Source organism: Pantoea sp. alder81, from assembly GCF_020179835.1.
In the GTDB taxonomy this organism is placed as follows: Bacteria; Pseudomonadota; Gammaproteobacteria; order Enterobacterales; family Enterobacteriaceae; genus Pantoea.
Genome location: NZ_JAIUDA010000007.1, coordinates 92,047 through 109,550, shown reverse-complemented (window position 1 = coordinate 109,550; position 17,504 = coordinate 92,047). Strand labels below are relative to the sequence as shown.

The window sequence follows — 17,504 nt, the reverse complement described above, 5'->3', positions numbered from 1 at the left end:
TCTCTCACTCTCCGTTAATGTGTGTGCTATATTCCAGGAAAAATCCCCTCCCGTTTTTACAGGCTCTGATCATGAAGAATTACGACGATCTGCAGCGTTTTAAAGAAAAGACCAAAACGCTTGATATCGCTTTTAAGGATATGTCTGGGCAATCGCAGGAAGCGGATCACAGCCAGTGGGCGATTATTCGCCAATTGGGTACCGATAATGTGCCGGAATTAGGCAGTGGCCAACGCATTGACCTGCCACAGCCGCAACCGATTCGTGGCGATGAGTTTACCGCGCCAGCTCAGGCTGCACCTGCGACGGTTGCGCCTGTTACCAGCACCCCACGCGGTTCGATTCTTGATAGCCTGGCCGCCACTGCGCCGGTTGAATCTGCGCCAGCGACGTCGCCGACCGGCGTTTCATCGCTGTTTCCGCCCGCTCCGGCGGCTAAGCCGGCACCTTCTGTATTAACCCAGGCGCCGAAAGCCACCCATGTTGAGCGCCAGGCGACCACATCACTGTTTCCACCGGCACCAGCCAAACCGGCGGCGGCAGTCGTGCCCGCTCCGGCGGCGGCACCTGCCTTTGCTGCACCAGTTGAAGCAGCGCGCCCGGCTGCACCTGCGTTTGCTGCTCCGGTCGAGCCAGCGCGTCCTGCACCTGCGCCAACGTTCGCCGCACCAGCAGAGCCAGCGCGTCCTGCACCTGCGCCAACGTTCGCCGCACCAGCAGAGCCAGCGCGTCCTGCACCTGCGCCAACATTCGCCGCACCAGCAGAACCGGCGCGTCCAGCTGCGGCTGCACCGTCTCGCTTTGGTTCACTGTTCCGTTCCCGTCCCGCGGAACCTGCTAATATTTCTAAAGAAACACCATTGAAACCGTTACTGGAGAAGATTGCGCTATGCCGTTAGTTTGTGTGTGCTCGCCAAAAGGGGGAGTAGGGAAAACCACTATGGCGGCCAACCTTGCATGGAGTCTGGCTCGCGCCGGCAGCAAGGTGTTGGCAATCGATTTCGATGTCCAGAACGCACTGCGCCTGCATTTTGGTGTGCCACTGCATGATGGCCGCGGCTTTGTTGCGCGCTCAGAAGAGCAGGCGGACTGGAGCCAATCCATTCTCACCACCGGCGGGAATATTTTTGTCATGCCTTATGGTGACGTTACCGAAGATCAGCGTGAGCGTTTTGAAGAGAACCTGATCAAAGATCCGCATTTCCTGCGTCGTGGTCTGGATACGGTGCTGAATTATCCGGGGCTGGTGATTATTGCCGATTTCCCGCCAGGCCCGGGTCCTGCGCTTAAAGCTATGCAGGCATTAGCCGATATGCATTTAGTGGTGATGTTAGCGGACACCGCCTCGGTCTCTTTACTGCCGCAAATTGAAAATGACCGCATGATTGGTCAGCCGCTCAATAATAAACGTGGTCACTATTTCGTATTAAACCAGAGCGACAATCGCCGCAATATTAGCCGCGAAGTGACTGCTTTTATGCAGCAGCGCTTGGGTGAAAACTTATTGGGTGTGGTGCACCGCGATGAAAGTGTCGCGGAGGCAAATGCCTCACAGCAATCGGTGTTTGATTTCAGCCCAGCTTCTGCGGCCGCATTTGATATCGAACTGGTTGCTAAACGGGTGGCTAATATCCTCAACGTTACCGTGGGTAACGGTGAAGTTCAGGCGCCGATCCGCAGCCATTATTAACACTCTGTCGTTGTCAGACAGAAATAATAACAACACAGCTTCTTCAGGGTGAATCATGAGTAAACTCGGGTTTTACCTGCTGCTGCTGGTGCTCGCACCAGTGGCCGCGGTAATCATCATCACGCCTATGGACAGCCAAAAGCAGTATATCTTTGGCTTAATCAGCATCGGGATGATGTTTTTACTGGGCTTCAGCAAAAGCCGCAAAATAACCGTTGTGATGGTTATCCTTTCTGCGCTGATGTCGACCCGATATATCTGGTGGCGCACCACGGAGACGCTGCAGTTTAATTCCGAGATTGAAGCGATTCTCGGTATCGGCTTATATCTGGCCGAACTGTACGTCTGGCTGATTCTGATTCTTGGCTTCCTGCAGACCACCTGGCCATTAAAACGCACCATTGAACCTTTGCCGGATGACACCAGCCTGTGGCCAACCGTGGACGTTTATGTCCCGACCTACAACGAAAGCCTCGATGTAGTCCGTGATACCGTGCTGGCAGCGCAGTGCATTGATTATCCGCGTGACAAGCTTAAGGTCTATTTGCTGGATGACGGCAAGCGCAGTGAGTTTGCGGTATTTGCCGCCGATGTCGGTGTGGGCTATATCACCCGTGACGACAACAGCCATGCGAAAGCCGGTAACCTCAACCATGCAATGAAAATCACTAAGGGTGAGCTGATTTGCATCTTTGACTGTGACCACGTGGCAACACGTACTTTCCTGCAGGCGACCGTGGGTCCGTTCCTGAAAGATCCTAAACTGGCTCTGTTGCAAACCCCGCACTACTTCTATTCGCCGGATCCATTCGAGCGTAACCTGCGTGCGGCGCGTACTATCCCGAACGAAGGTGCACTGTTCTACGGCCCTGTTCAGCAGGGTAACGACAACTGGAATGCGACTTTCTTCTGTGGTTCTTGTGCGGTAATCCGTCGCAGTGCGCTGGAAGAGATTGGTGGCTTTGCGGTCGAAACCGTGACCGAAGATGCGCACACCGCATTGAAAATGCAGCGTTTAGGTTGGGGCTCGGCTTTCCTGGCGATTCCGCTGGCTGCCGGTCTGGCGACTGAGCGTCTCGGTCTGCACGTGGTACAGCGTAACCGCTGGGCGCGTGGCATGACGCAGATTTTCCGCGTCGATAACCCGTTGTTTGGTCGTGGTCTGAAATGGCAGCAGCGTCTCTGCTACCTCAACGCCATGCTGCACTTCCAGTTCGGCTTACCGCGCGTGGCGTTCCTGACCGCGCCGCTGGCGTACCTGCTGTTCAACCTGAACATCATTCACTCTTCAGCATCACTGATCTTCGCCTACGTACTGCCGCACCTGGTGATGTCGCTGTACGTCAACTCTCGTATGAACGGCAAGTTCCGTTACACCTTCTGGGGTGAAATCTACGAGACCGTGATGTGCTTCCACCTCGTTATCCCGACGTTGCTGACCATGCTGGCACCGAAACGCGGGAAATTTAACGTAACGGATAAGGGCGGTTTGCTGGATCAGGGCTTCTTCGATTTCCACATTGTACGTCCGCATGTGATTGTCGCGGTGCTGCTGACCATTGGTATCGTGGCGGGGGTGGTGCGTGCAACCGCGCATGACTACTTTGGCGTGGATCCTTATGTTATCGCCCTCAACGTAGGTTGGGCGGTGTTTAGCTTGATCATCCTGATGGCGGCGATTGCCGTGGCGCGTGAAACCAAGCAGGTACGTAAAACTATCCGTATCGAAGTGCAGATTCCGGCGGTGATTCACTATGCCAGCGGTATCTCATCACGCACCCAAACCAGCGACCTGTCGATGGGCGGTGCGCAGCTGGATGCGCCAGATAATCGTCATGAGCACGATGAAATCGAAGAGATTGATCTGCTGCTGAAATCCGGTGCTATTACCATTCCGGTGAGTAAAATCTCCGGCGATGAAGAGTCTATCCGCCTGCGTTTTGGCGATATGCCGCTGTCGCGCCGCCGTGAACTGGTGCGCGTGGTACTGGCGCGTGCCGATGCATGGATTCAGCCGGAATATAAGGCGGACAATCCGCTGGTTTCGTTGGGCACCATCATTCGTACCGTATTTGAGCTGTTCTGGCTGACCTGGAAAGATCGCCGTGAGAAGCGTAAGCGTGACAACCAGCCGTCAGTGAAAGAGGACAGCGCAGTATGAAGAATTTGACGCAAACGTTGCTGGCAAGCTCGCTGGCGACGGCGCTGATGCTCGCCCCGGCCTGGGCGGAAACCCCTGCGGTAACGCAGGATAGTTCGGCCCTGTCCAACGTTCCGCCACCGCAAGGTATTCAAAGTGAAGCGGATGCACAGCTGCAGCAGGCGGCGGGCACCACGCCTTATGCGCCAGTAGAAAGCGCCCCAACTGAAAATGCTGCGCCAGCTGCGACAGAGAACCAGCCTGCCGACAGCACGCCTGCACCCGAAATGGTGTTGCCAAACGTGGCCCCTGTGGCACCGGAAGCTGCACCTGTTGCGGCCTCTGCGATGCTTAACCAGCCCGTCAGCACCACCATTTCCGTGGCGCAGATGGGTCAGCCGCAGGGCGTCACCCTGACCGGTGGCCAGCTGCAATCCGGTATCGTGTTTACCCTGCCGAGCGATGAAGTGATCACCAACGCGCGCCTGAATTTGTCGCTGCGCGTTTCGGCGGCACTGGCGGCGCGTAATACCTCGTTGCAGCTGATGTTGAACGGTCAGCCGCTGGGTACCTTGCCATTAGGTTCAAGTGACAGCGATGTCAGCGATTATCAGTTGGATATCCCAGCTGCAATGGTGGTCTCAAGCAACAACCTCAGCTTCAAAATTAACGATGCCGACAAACTGCTGTGCGAAAAAGAGAGTGCACAGCAGTATCAGGTGTCGATTCTGCCGAAAACCACGCTAAGCCTCGAAGGCCAGCAGTTGAATATCGGCACCAGCCTGCGTAATTTCCCGCGTCCGTTTATGGATGCGCAGCGCATGACGCCCGCCAGCGTAACCTTTGGCTTCGCCGCCAATGCCACGCCGGACAGTATCAGCGCAGCGGCGTTAGTCTCATCGTGGATGGGTATTCAATCTGACTATCGCGGTATCCGTTTCCCGGTGGTGCGTGGCGATCTGCCGGAGCATAACGGTATTCTGATTGGCCATCCCGGCGATAAAATTGGTTCTGTGACCCTGCCGGCGACCAACGGTCCGCTGCTGCAGGTGATTGATAACCCGAACAACCCGGTTTACAAACTGCTGTTAGTGGTCGGCGCGGACGATGCCCAACTGCGTCAGGCGGCCAACCGCTTAACCACCCAGCCGCTGGCAACCGATGCCAGCAGCCTGAACGTGCAGCCGCAGCCGATTGGCCTGCGTAAGCCGTATGACGCGCCACGCTGGATCAACACCAGCCGTCCGGTACGTTTGAGCGAGCTGCTGCGTAAAGATCAGAGCCTGACCACCACCGGCATCTGGCACGATGCGCTGAGCGTGAACTTCCGCGCGGCGCCAGACCTGTTTATGTGGGATGGCGACACCATTCCGGTGGAGCTGCACTATCGCTTCCCGTCAGAAAGCTGGATTGATGAGAACAAATCGTTCCTCAACGTGATGCTCAACGGCACCTTCCTGCGCAACCTGACCGTGAATAAAGTCGGCTTGCTGGAAAGCGCCTGGCATCGTCTGGGCGGCGACGCCCGTCAGGAGCATTACACCCTGAAGCTGGAGCCGTACCTGATTTACGGTGATAACCAGCTGGCGCTGTATTTCAACATCAAACCGAAAGCAGATGCGCCATGCGGTGTGCTGCTGAACAACAACATCAAGAGCCGTATCGAAGATGATTCGTGGATCGATCTGAGCCACACCCGTCACTTCACCATGCTGCCGAACTTGTCGTACTTCGTTGGCGCATCGTTCCCGTTCTCGCGTCTGGCGGACTTCTCGCAGACCACCTTGCTGTTGCCGGAAAAACCGACCGACGCGGAGATCTCCACGCTGCTGGATATGTCTTCACGTGCCGGTAACGCGACCGGTGTACCGCTGGTGCAGAACCAGGTGTTGTTTGGCCTGCCAAATGGCGGCACCAATCTGACGCGCCTGCAGGACAGCGATCTGCTGGCGGTGAGCACCACGCAGAACAGTGAATTCAATCAGCAGATGCTGGCTAATACGCCTTATCAGACCAGCGGTAACACGCTCGGTGTGAAAGATCCGACGACCTGGGACAAGCTGCGTGGCTGGCTGACCGGAGACTGGAATCTTCAGCAGCTGGATGCCGATCGCTACTTCTCCTCCAACGAAGCGTGGCGTGGCTTTGTCAGCTACCGCTCGCCGTGGAATGCCGATCGCCTGGTGGTGATGACGGTGGCAACCAGCGATCAACAGCTACTGCGTCTGCATGAAGATCTTAATTCGGCGCGTATTAACGCCGGTATTCGTGGCGATACCGCCATCATCACTGATGAAAACGGTATCCGCAGTTTCCGCGTGGGTCCGCAATTCCCGAGCGGTGAGATGCCGTGGTACATGATGGTGGTGTGGTATGCCAACCAGCACTCGGTACTGATGGCGCTGGCGGCACTGCTGCTCTCCGCACTGGTCGGGGGTAGCGCCTGGGCGATGCTGAAACGTCATGCATGGCGACGTCTCAACCCGAAAGCTGATAGCAAGTCCGGCAAGAAGTAAGGATAAAAACAATGAAAAAAAATCTGTTGAGTGCCGGTATTCGTCATGCCCTGATTCTGGGTGGGGCACTGGCGTTCTCTCAGCCGCTGCTGGCGGCGGAGAGCACCAATCCTGCGTTACAAGCATTGTTCGATCAGGCGGCTTACTGGCATCAGAAAGCGCATGACGATTTGGCGAAATCTTCGCTGCAGAAAGTGTTGATGGTGGAACCCAACAACACCCAGGCGCTTTATTTGCTGGCGCTCTATTCCCAGCAGAGCGGTAGCACTGCCGAAGCGGCGCAGTGGCGTGCGCGCCTGAGTGCCGCATCGCCTAACGATCCTCATCTCAGTGAACTGGATAATGCGCGTCAGCTGCAAACTATCCCGCAGGCGCAGCTGTCTCTGGCACGCCAGCAAGCGCGCAGCGGCAATATCGCGGCTTCGTTGCAGACCTGGCGCAATACTTTTAACGGTAATGAGCCACCACCAAGCGTGGCGGCTGAATATTACCTGACCATGGCCGGTGACCGCGCCCTGCTGCCACAGGCAGTTGAAGCGCTGCGTCAATTCGCGGCCGATCATCCACAGGATACCGGCGCGAAGCTGGCGCTGGGCAAGGCACTGACCTATCAGGAATCGACCCGCCGTCAGGGTATTGATCTGCTGGGCACGCTGGCGGATGGCAATAAAGATGCTGACCGCTCACTGCGTCAGGCGCTGCTGTGGCTCGGTCCGCAGGCGTCCGATGCCTCGCTGTATCAGACCTGGCAGCAACGCCATCCGCAGGACAATGCGGTGCTGGATTACTACCGTAAAAACGTCGGTGGCGCCGAGAAAGGTGCAGGCTTTACCGCGCTGAACAGCGGCGATGTTAGCAACGCGCAGAACAACTTTGAGAAAGTGCTGCAGGCCAACCCGCAGGATGCCGATGCACTCGCGGGTATGGGCTATGTGGCTCAGCGTGCCGGGCGCTACGCTGAAGCGGCGGATTACCTGACGCGCGCTGCGCAGATGGGCGGTGATCAGAGCGACACGCGCCAGAAGCAGGCAGCCGATGCACGCTTCTATGCCCAGCTGGCAACCGCGCAGCAGGCACTGAAAAACGGTGACAGCGCGCAGGCATTAGCATTGAGTGAGCCACTGGCACAGGCCGATGGCGAGAAAGGGGTCTCGGCCAAGCTGTTCCGCGCTGACGTGCAGCGTCGCAGCAACCAACTTGATCAGGCGGAACAAACCTATCGTTCCATCCTGCAAGCCGACCCGAACAACCGTAACGCCAAAGAAGGCCTGTTCTACGTGTTGCGTCAGCAGAACCGCAGCGCTGAGGCGAACACGCTGCTGGCCTCTCTGCCGGATAGCGTGCGCCAGAGCGTGGCCCCGCGCGGCAGCAGCACCGATCCGATTCGTGCGCAGGCCAAGCGTGAGCTGGCGGCGGGCAATAACAGTGCCGCGATTGCTACTTTGAACAGCGGTATTCAGCGCTTCCCGAACGATGGCTGGTTACGTCTCGATCTGGCGCGTATTTATCGTGCGCAGGGCGATAGCATGATGGCCGCCAATATCATGCAGCCAGCGATGCGTACCGGTGCCAGCACCACCGAACTGTATGCCGGCGCACTGAACGCCAGCGAAAGCGGCGCCTGGCAGCAGGCGAGCCTGTTGCTGTCACGCATTCCTAACGGCAGCAAGAGCAGCGACATGCGTGAACTGGCGCAGCGCGTGAACTTCAACCTGCAGATGACCACCGCCGATCAGTATCTGGCTCAGGGTTCTAATGCTGCAGCGGCAAACACCCTGCGTGCATTGGCGTCATCGCCGCCGTCTAACCCGGTGGATGCCGGTAACCTGGCGCAGAAGCTGGCGAAAGCGGGCGATCTCACTACCGCGGTCTCGGTGGTGCGCAGAAATATGCAGCGCGGCATTCAGGGCAACGCCGGTGATTACGCAGCGCAGGTCGCGGTGCTCAACCAGGCCGGTCTGAATACCGAAGCGCAGAGTTTCCTCAGCAGCCCGGAGTTGCAGGCACGCAGTACGCCAACGCAGCTGGCAGGGATTCGCAACGGTTACGTGATCAACGAAGTGGATCGTCTGCGCGAGCAGAAGCAGTACGCCGCGGCTTACGACAAGCTGGTGGGCGCACTGCAACACGATCCACAGAACCGCGATCTGATGTTCGCCATGGCGCGACTGTATCAGTCCGGTAAGATGAACAAAGAAGCGGGCGTGGTGTATGACTATCTGATGACGCAGGATACGCCAACGCAAGATGCGCGTACCGGCGCAATCAACGTGGCGCTGGCCAACAATGACGTCAATAAAGCCAATACTCTGACACGCGGTTTGAACAACGAGCAATCACCGGATCGCCAACTGTTACTGGCGCGCGTGGCAGAAGCCAACGGTAATCACAGCCAGGCGATGAGCTATCTGCGCAGCGCGCGCGGTCAGTTGATTGGCCTGCAGGGTGCCACCAACGGTGATACACCAAGCGTGGGTGGCCTGGCACTGTCGGATAACCCGTTCATCAACCGTGGCACTTCGCCGGTGGGACGTTCACCGTCTGCGTATGGCGCGGTGATGCCATGGCAATCGGCACCGGATGTCACCAGCAGCGCAGCGGGTACGACGTTGGCGAGCAATACGCCAGCGATCCAGCAAAGCCAGACATTGCGTCAGATCGACAATATGATGGATGACCTGCAAGAGAAAACCGGCACCTGGGTGCAGGGCGGCATGCAGATTCGTGGTCGTGACGGCGAATCGGGTCTGAGTAAGCTGACCGAAGCCAAAGCGCCGTTGACCTTCTCCACCGTGCCGTTTGGCGAATCGCGCTTTGACTTCACCATGACGCCAATCTCGCTGACGGCAGGCAGTGCGGGTGGCGATGCGTGGCGTCGTTTTGGCACCAATTCGCTGGTGCAGGGCAATGTGGTGGCCGCGGGCGATGCCAAAATTGATGATGTGCCGACCTCTTCTACCGATTCGCAGAAGGCCACCGGTGTTGAGCTGAACCTGGCGCTGAAAGGCGACAGCTACAAGATCGACCTTGGCAGTACGCCGTTGGGTCAGGATCTGAGTACCCTGGTGGGTGGCGTGCAGTGGTCGCCGAAACTGACTGATTTCCTGACGCTGATCCTCACCGGTGAACGTCGTGCGATGACTGACAGTCTGCTCTCCTATGTCGGCGTGGAAGATAAGACCAGCGGTAAGCGCTGGGGTCGCGTGACCAAAAACGGCGGTAACGCGTTGCTGAGCTACGACAACGGCGATGCTGGTTTCTACGTCGGCGGTGGTGCGTACAGTTACATCGGTGAAAACGTGGCGAGCAACAACAGCGTCCAGGCCACTGCCGGTGCTTACGTGCGTCCGTTCCACTACGATGATCGCGAGCTGAAAGTGGGTATGAGTCTGTCGTGGATGGATTACTCGAAAAACCTGAGTTACTTCAGCTACGGTCAGGGCGGTTACTTCAGCCCGCAGAACTATGCATCGGTCTCCTTCCCGATCGATTTCTCCCGCAAATTTGACGATCTGAAAGTGAACGTTGGCGGCTCAGTGGGCTATCAATCCTACAGCCAGGATAAGAGCGCCTACTTCCCGAACGATCCGACTTACCAGGCGCAAATGCAGAGCCTGGCCGATCTGGGCTATGTGAAGAGCGCGTATTACAGCGGCGAGAGCAAAAACGGCATTGGTTATAACTTGCATGCCGGTGCGGACTACAAGATCAACAAAGATGTCACCGTGGGCGGCCAGTTAGGCTACGACACCTTTGGTGATTACAACGAAAGCACAGCGAATCTGTACTTCCGTTATCTGTTCGGAGACAACTAAATGAGTGAGCAAGTAACCGCGCGCATCAGCCATCCGCATCAGCCGGGCTGGTTTGATCTGGTCAGCGTGATGATTGAAAGCATGTTGAACAACGCGGGTGAGGAAGCCGAGGGTTTTCTTATCGACGTGGGCGCATCGCTGGCGGCACGCTATCCTTTAGCGGAAGCGCGCACCGTGCAGGATCTGGAGCGTGAAATCAATCTGCAACTGGCTCGCTTCAACTGGGGATTTGCCCAATTGCAGCCACAGGAAAATGCCATTTTGATTCAGCATCACGCGTTGCCAAAAGGCGACAGCAATGTGGATGCCGAGCGCTGGCAGCTGGCCTTGAGCGCCGTGCTGGCCGGTGTCTATGCGCAATGGCTGCAGGCTCAGGGTGGCAGTGCAGCAGTGCCCGTCACATTTGAGAAAAATGATGGCGGTACACTGCACTATCGATATCAATAGGAAGCGGTAATGAAAGTGTTGCGGTTCTGGCGTCAATGGATGCTGTGTTTCATGGTGATGTTTTTTAGCGCCCAGGCGGCCGCAGATGGCTGGAGTACGTATAAAAGCCGTTTTATGAGCAGCGATGGCCGTATCAGCGACACGGCCAACAATAATGTGAGTCATACCGAAGGTCAGGGCTACGGCATGCTGTTGGCCGTGGCCAATGATGACCGCAGCACTTTTGATCTGCTGTGGAAGTGGACACGCACGCATTTGCGTAATCCGCAGAATGACCTGTTCTACTGGCGCTACACGCCGGGTGCGTCTGATCCGATTGCCGACAAGAACAATGCCTCAGATGGTGATGTGTTGATTGCGTGGGCACTGCAGCGCGCTGGCCAAAAGTGGGGCGGTGATTACCAGTCAACCTCTGATCGTATTCAGCGCGCCATCGTCAAACTGAACGTGATCACCTTTGGTGGCCACACGGTGATGTTGCCTGGCGCACAGGGCTTCAACAAAAACAGCTATGTGGTGCTGAATCCCTCATATTTCCTGTTTGCCGCATGGCAGGAGTTTGCCGACCGCAGTCACCTGCGCGTATGGAATAACCTGATCGATGACGGCATGGAACTGCTGGGTGATATGCACTTTGGCAAAACCGGCCTGCCGCTGGATTGGGTGGCGCTGAATGCCGATGGTTCGGTGGCGCCGGCGGTGGGTTACTCCAATCGCTTCAGCTACGATGCGATTCGTGTTCCGCTGAATATCTGGTGGTATGACCCGCAAAGCCTGCGCCTGGTGCCGTTCCAGCGCGTCTGGCAGGGCTATGGTCGCCAGACGACGCCGGCCTGGTTTGATGTGCTCGCCAACACCCCTGCGCCCTACAATATGGACGGTGGTTTGCTGGCGGTACGTGACTTAACCCTGAATCAAACCGGTTATCTCAGCGATCGTTTAGCGCCAGATCAGAACTACTTTTCCGCCAGCTTGCAACTGCTGACCTGGCTGGCGTATCAGGAAAAGCGTTAGACATCTTGCGATAAATCGAGCTGTTACCACCGGGTACAGTAATTTGTCGCGACACAATTTACATCGTAATGGGAAAGCCGTACTTCACCGATGAAGTACGGCTTTTTTATTTAAAATCCGCATACGGATCAAGGGGTTGTGGCGGCATATCCATATCGCCGTTCCAGCCGCCCATTGAATAACGCATGTAAATCAAACCGTGGCTCGGGGTGTAATCCTTGGCCTGCTGAATATCCATCGCGAGACCGACTGACCAGTGCGGCGTGACGCGACGTTCTACCACCGCTTGCAGGGTGTAACCGAAGCCGTTGCCGGAGCTGCTGTCTGAAGTGGGGTTGGAAGCCAGCGTAAAGCCAGGATTGACCGGATAACGCTGCTGGCCGTCGGTTTGCGATTGTGACCACGACACCGAGCCGCCCAGATCAAACGACCAGTTCTCGGTGCGTTGGCGATAGGTGACCGGCACCGCCAGCGAGAAGTATTGCTGCGGACTGTAGTAGCCGCCCTGGCCGAAGGTGTAATCGCTCAGGTCTTTCTGGTAATGCCACAGCATGCTGTTGAGGCCAACGGTGGCACGGCGGTTATCTTCGTTGATCAGCTTGTAGTAATAGCCTGCCATCAGGCGTTCGCGGCTGTTGTCCGCCACGTTCTCACCGGTGATTTGATGGGCGCTGATATCGGCCCACACGCCATTGGCGCCGCCCTGATCGTAACTCAGCCCAACCGAGCCACCGGTTGCCACTACGCCGCCCCAGGTTTTGCCGCCGTTGGCAGCAGGATCGCGCGCACCGGCATAGGCCAGCAGCGAGCTGGAGATCGGTCGGCGTGAAGCAGTGAACGTCACGCCAATATCATCAACATCGGTTTTCCAGCTCAGCCCGCCCACCCAGTTGGTGACTTCAAAGCCGAGTGGTGTGGTGCCGATATCCCCAGACCAGCGATCGTTATGCCAGCCGACGCCAATCGACGTGCCTTCATCGCGCTGGGTAAAGTCGCGGCTGCAGCCCCCGGAGTTGTCATCATTACAGCTGCCGAACCGTTCGCTGTGGCTGCCATCGCGGGTGGCGAAGGTGCCCGCTGACACCAGCACATGATCGACGCGCACAAAACTGCGCCCGTCGGCCAGCGGCGTTTCCGCCTGCATCATGGTGGTGTGCGCGGTGAAGTCGGAGATGCCGCCGGTGCCTTTATCGCGCGAATAATCCTGCTCAAGGGTGAAGGTGGTGTCCTGCTGACGATAGAGATCGGCGGCGTCGCTGCGAATACCGCGCTTCAGCCAGTCATCGCTGGCGTCGTTGCGCGTTAGCTGCGTGTAGCTGTCGTTATCCTGCGGTGCGTCAGCGCTGATACCGCTGGCGGCCATCGCCAGACGATAATCCTGCTGCGCCGCATCAGGCTGTTGCTGCTGAGTTTCGAGCCGTGCCGCATCGCGATACACCAGCGCTTTGCTTTGCGATGGGGCTTCTTTAGCAGCACGCGTTTTTAAATCACTGAACAACTGCTGCGCACGCGCCGTGTCACCGCTGTTTTGCCAGGCCAGCGCCACGCGGCGACCGCTGTTGATATTTTGCTGGGCCACGCTGGTGGGTAAAGCTTGCAGCGCTTTGCGTGCTTCGTCTTTGCGCTTCAGGGCGATGAGTGCTTCGATGCGGCCCAGCGCGGCGTCATTGTTGGTGGCATCCTGCTGCAGGACACGTTGGTAACTGGCCAGCGCGGATTTCGCGTCGCCACGTTCCAGTGCCCAGTCCGCCAGGGTGATATCGCGTCGCGTCGAGGCCGGCTGCTGTTGCAACAGCGCCAGTGCGGCAGATTCATTGCCGTTGGCGCGCAGCTCGGTGGCGCGAGCGTACACTTTATCCTGCGTTAAGCGATCCGCCAGCTCGTGCATATTGCTGTCCCAGCGGGTTTCCGGCAGGCGATGCAGTGCCGCCAGCGCCGCATCATCCTGATCGCCGGACGAAAGCCACAGTGCCCAGGCATAGATCGCGGCGGGTTCCTGCGCGTGGTGGCGCACCATAGCGTCCATCACCTGTGCACCTTGGGCTTCTTCACCGCTGCTGCGCAGTGCGTTGGCTAAGCGGTAAGAGAGCCAGACATCGTTGGGATTGTCCTGTGCAGCCTGGCGATATTTCACCACTGCCTGATGCCACTGACCTTGCTGAGCCAGCGCATCCGCTTCTGCTCGCAGGCTGTCACTGCGCAGTGAACGCAACGTCTCCGCCAGCGCACGCTGTTGCGCGGCAGGCAGGGCATTGATAAACGCCATGGCACGAGCAGGTGACTGCTGCTGATACAGCGCGGCCAGCCGACGCACGGCGGTGGTATTACTGCGATCGAGGCGCAGCGCCTGCTGCCAGTATTGCTCAGCCTGCGCGTCATTTTTCCGTGCTTGTGCGACATCGCCAAGGCCAATCAGCGCCCAGCTATCACGGTTATCAATGGCCTGCGCGCTGCGATACTGGCGCTCTGCACCCGCCACATCGCCTTTTTTCAGTGCGTCGTCACCGTTGTTGATCGCCAGCCAGTAGCGATTGGTTTGCAACAGTGACTGCCATTTGCCGACTTGGGTACTGGCCTGTCCGGCCTGAATCGCTTTCTGCAGCCAGCTGATCGCCGCGGCGCGGTTGTTGGCTCGCGCCTGCGCCTGACCCATCGCGCCCATCAGCTCGGCATCATTCGGGTTGGCTTTTAGCGCGGCACTGAGCGTCGCAATGGCACCCGCGCCCCCACCGGCATCCACCAGCGCCAGACCGCGCATGCGCTCACGATAGGCGGGATCGGCCAGCAGCTTCTGCTGTCGCGCCAGTTCCTCTTCACCGCGCTGCTGGGCATCACCCGAGGTGAACACCTGCAAATACTGCTTCAGGCTCGCTACGCTGCGATCGCTGACCGGTTGGTTCTGAATTTGTTGCAGCCAGAGTTCGGAGGCGGCATCGCGCCCGCCGTCACGATTGGCCAGACGACGCAACTGCACCAGCGCCTCGCCCGGCTGATTGTTATCAAACGCCATGCGCGCCAGCTGCAGTTCTACGCCGATATTGCCGGGATAACGCGCTTCCAGCGCCTGTAACTGGCGATAAGCGATCAGCTGCTGGTTGGGCAAGCGCGCCACCAGCCGCCAATATTCCAGTTCAGTATTCACATCCGGGAACACGCCGTGGAACAAGGCATCCCATGCGGCTTTAGCTTCTTCCACGCGGCCCGCCGTGGCCAGTAAGCGCGCCTGTTGCAGCTGCTGGCGCCCTTCAGCGCTCATCAGACGCAGGCCGGTTTCGGATTCACGTGTCGCCACGTCATTGGGCGCGACCTTTTTCAGTTCATCCAGCAGCGTCTGCGCTTTGGCCTGATCGCCCTGACGCAGCGCCATGCGAATTTGCGCCGCCAGCACCTGTGGATTATCAGGATCGATTTTTTCCAGGCGATAAAGCGACTGCTGCACCAAATCATACTTGTTGGTGGATTCACCGGTGCGAATCTGCATCAGCAGCCAGGCGACCGGTGACACCTGCGGACCCTCGGCTGCGATGCCGGAGCCCGCCAGGATGCTGGTAATCAGCAGCCCGAGAGGCAGTTTATTCATCGTCTTCCAGCTCAGCCAGGCGACGACGGCTCACCATACGCATCAGGCGCCAGGCCATCAGCGCAAACAGCATCACCACCACCACGGCACAAATCGCCAGCCACACCGGATGCGTTGCCAGCAGATTCCACAGGCGTTCCCACCACGGCAGATGGCCGACAAAGTAGGTATCGCCAACGCGCACGCTGGTGACCCCCGACTCACGTACCACCGTGGCGGAGCCAAATACGGCGGCGCGTTTGCCACTGTCGAGCAGGGCATTATTCAGCAGGTCCCAGCCGCGTGGGCTGTCGGCTAGCAGTGCCACTACGCTGCGCTGGTCGTTAAACGGTGACTGGAAGCCGACAATCGCACCCATCGGTCCGCGTGAGCTGATACCGGTCTGGCTCTCCACCGCACGATCGCTGGCTGACACCGGCACGTTCTGTGCGGTGACAGGACGTGATGGCATGTTAATCCAGCTTCGTGCCGCATCCGCCAGCAGGTTGATCTTCTTGTCATCCTGCAGATCCTGCGGAATGCCGCCGATCATCAGCAGGTCAGCGTCTTTATCTTTCGCCTGATTCCAGTCATCACTCATCTGCACGCGCAGCGCCGGATAGCCGGTCTGCGCACCGATGGCGCCCAGTGCGTTCAGCATGGTGCTGACTTCCCCGTTGGCGGGTTTCGGCTGCACCAACACCAGCGTCTGCGCCAGATCGGCGTAGCGGCTGTAAGGGAAACCGGCGTTGGCGTACGCGCCAAGCGACGGCATCTCGATGTAGTGGCGATAGCCGGAGAAGTCGATGCTGGAGTTGTCATCAATCACCACGTGATGACCGACGGCGGTGACAGTTTCGCAGCGACCGTCAGCGGTGCCACCGATAAAGGTGTTGGCGTAATCAAAGTTGAAGCGCAGCTGGTTGACGACGCCGAGACGCAATGCCGGGATGGTCAACTGGCGGTTGCTGTCCTGCAGGCCTTGCATCAGCGGAATGCGCATTATCTGCTGACCTGCCGTGTCTTTCTGCGTCAGCGGGTAATCCTGCATGAACTGATTATTCAGATGCACCGCCAGGCGCGAGCCATCTTGCTGGATCGGCGAGGTGTAGCGGTAAATCAGATCCATGTCGATGCCGCGCGCGCGCACCAGGAACAGATCCGGCGGCAGGTTCAACGTCAGGCTGATCGGGTTTGGCTGCAAGCCATCGGCCTGCAGCTGATTTTGATACTGCGTCAGCTCGGCAAAGGTGGTGCGGCGGTCGGTGCGCACCCAGTTAGGCGCATCATAGGCCTGACGCGGTGCCAGCATTTTCACGCTGTCGATGGTCGAGGTTTCACCGCGCAGCAGCAGTTCACCCTGAGCGATACCTTCGACGGCGGTCAGCAAATCATTATCATCGCGGCCGAGAATCAGCAGCATTTTTTCGTACGGATTGTCCGGCTGACTGACCATTTTAACGGTCGGTTTCTCCACCGGTGGCAAATCTTTCAGGAAGTCCGGGCGATGGTCGTTGGTGGCGAACACCACGGCATGCTGTTCTTTGGGTAACTGGTTATACAGCACCGGGAAGGATTGACCGCGCCACTGCGCTTTACTGCCGAACCAGGATGCCAGAATACCCGCTGCGCGTTGCTGCACCAGGTCAGGCTGGTTGCTGAATACCATCGGTAACTGCAACGGGCGGCTGTCACGCGCATCAAAGAACGGCTCCGGGAAGTGCGACAGGTCGTTCTTCAGCGGCAGTTTTTGCAGCGTCAGATCGAGCTTGCTCTCTTTGCCGATATCCATCCAGATGGTGCTGTTAGCCGGGTTTTCACACACGTTGGCGTAATGGCCCACCAGTTCGAGGCGCACGCGGTTAAAGTCACCGATAAAACGCGGATCGATGGGTAACTGGGTTTGATTCTCTTTGCCCAACTGATCGGCGGTGACGGTGACCAGTCCCACCAGTTCATCGTTGAGATAGACCTTGAGCTGAGACAGCGTCGGGATCAGCGCCGGTGAAGGACGATAGCTGAGCGTCAGCAAAGCACGCGTCACCACTTCGTCACTGCGCACGCCAAACTCGATCTGGCTGGTAGGCTCGGTGCCGCGCAGCGTCATGCTGCCCGGTGGCGGCGCAACCTGATTAAACAGCAGCTGACTGTCGCGCAGCGGTGCGTTGGCATCCAGGGGCTGGCTGACTGTCGGCAGCGGTATCTGTGCACTGGCACGCGGCGCTTCGGGCGTGGAAGGCTGCAGTGCGGCCTGTGCCAGCGTTGCGGTGCCCAGCATCAGGGCAGTAAACCAGCTCAGTTTTCTCGTCATGGTCATATCATC

The 17,504-nt window shown here is 58.1% G+C and carries 9 protein-coding genes; 7 read left to right on the top strand and 2 right to left on the bottom strand.

Annotated features, from left to right (window positions below; translation table 11 throughout):
* Window positions 1-71 precede the first annotated feature (71 nt).
* Genes bcsO through LBW88_RS18550 form a run of 7 tightly spaced genes read left to right on the top strand, consistent with a single transcriptional unit; the run spans window position 72 to window position 11,622 of the window.
* Window positions 72-899 carry a cellulose biosynthesis protein BcsO gene (bcsO, locus tag LBW88_RS18580; protein WP_224933748.1) on the top strand — a complete coding sequence of 276 codons (828 nt, stop codon included), beginning with the start codon at window positions 72-74 and terminating at the stop codon, window positions 897-899.
* A complete protein-coding gene (bcsQ, locus tag LBW88_RS18575; RefSeq protein ID WP_224933749.1) occupies window positions 890-1,690 on the top strand; it encodes a cellulose biosynthesis protein BcsQ in 801 nt (266 codons plus the stop codon). Before bcsO ends, bcsQ begins: the two co-directional genes overlap by 10 nt.
* Window positions 1,691-1,745: 55 nt before the next feature.
* Window positions 1,746-3,851 (top strand): UDP-forming cellulose synthase catalytic subunit, encoded by a 2,106-nt coding sequence (gene bcsA / locus LBW88_RS18570; protein WP_224933750.1) that lies wholly within the window; start codon window positions 1,746-1,748, stop codon window positions 3,849-3,851.
* Window positions 3,848-6,346: a cellulose biosynthesis cyclic di-GMP-binding regulatory protein BcsB gene (gene bcsB, locus LBW88_RS18565; protein WP_224933751.1), complete on the top strand. Its 2,499-nt coding sequence runs from the start codon at window positions 3,848-3,850 to the stop codon at window positions 6,344-6,346. Before bcsA ends, bcsB (LBW88_RS18565) begins: the two co-directional genes overlap by 4 nt.
* 11 nt (window positions 6,347-6,357) lie before the next feature.
* A complete protein-coding gene (locus LBW88_RS18560; protein ID WP_224933752.1) occupies window positions 6,358-10,161 on the top strand; it encodes a cellulose biosynthesis protein BcsC in 3,804 nt (1,267 codons plus the stop codon).
* Window positions 10,162-10,608: a cellulose biosynthesis protein BcsD gene (bcsD, locus tag LBW88_RS18555; protein ID WP_224933753.1), complete on the top strand. Its 447-nt coding sequence runs from the start codon at window positions 10,162-10,164 to the stop codon at window positions 10,606-10,608.
* Between the two features lie 9 nt (window positions 10,609-10,617).
* Complete coding sequence (locus LBW88_RS18550) at window positions 10,618-11,622, top strand: glycosyl hydrolase family 8 (RefSeq protein ID WP_224933754.1); 1,005 nt, start codon at window positions 10,618-10,620, stop codon at window positions 11,620-11,622.
* Between the two features lie 106 nt (window positions 11,623-11,728).
* Here the strand turns inward: LBW88_RS18550 and bcsC are convergent, their stop codons facing one another.
* Complete coding sequence (gene bcsC, locus LBW88_RS18545; RefSeq protein ID WP_224933755.1) at window positions 11,729-15,202, bottom strand: cellulose synthase complex outer membrane protein BcsC; 3,474 nt, start codon at window positions 15,200-15,202, stop codon at window positions 11,729-11,731.
* Complete coding sequence (gene bcsB / locus LBW88_RS18540) at window positions 15,195-17,492, bottom strand: cellulose biosynthesis cyclic di-GMP-binding regulatory protein BcsB (protein WP_265112756.1); 2,298 nt, start codon at window positions 17,490-17,492, stop codon at window positions 15,195-15,197. The genes bcsC and bcsB (LBW88_RS18540) overlap by 8 nt, the downstream gene beginning before the upstream one ends.
* Between the last annotated feature and the right edge of the window lie 12 nt (window positions 17,493-17,504).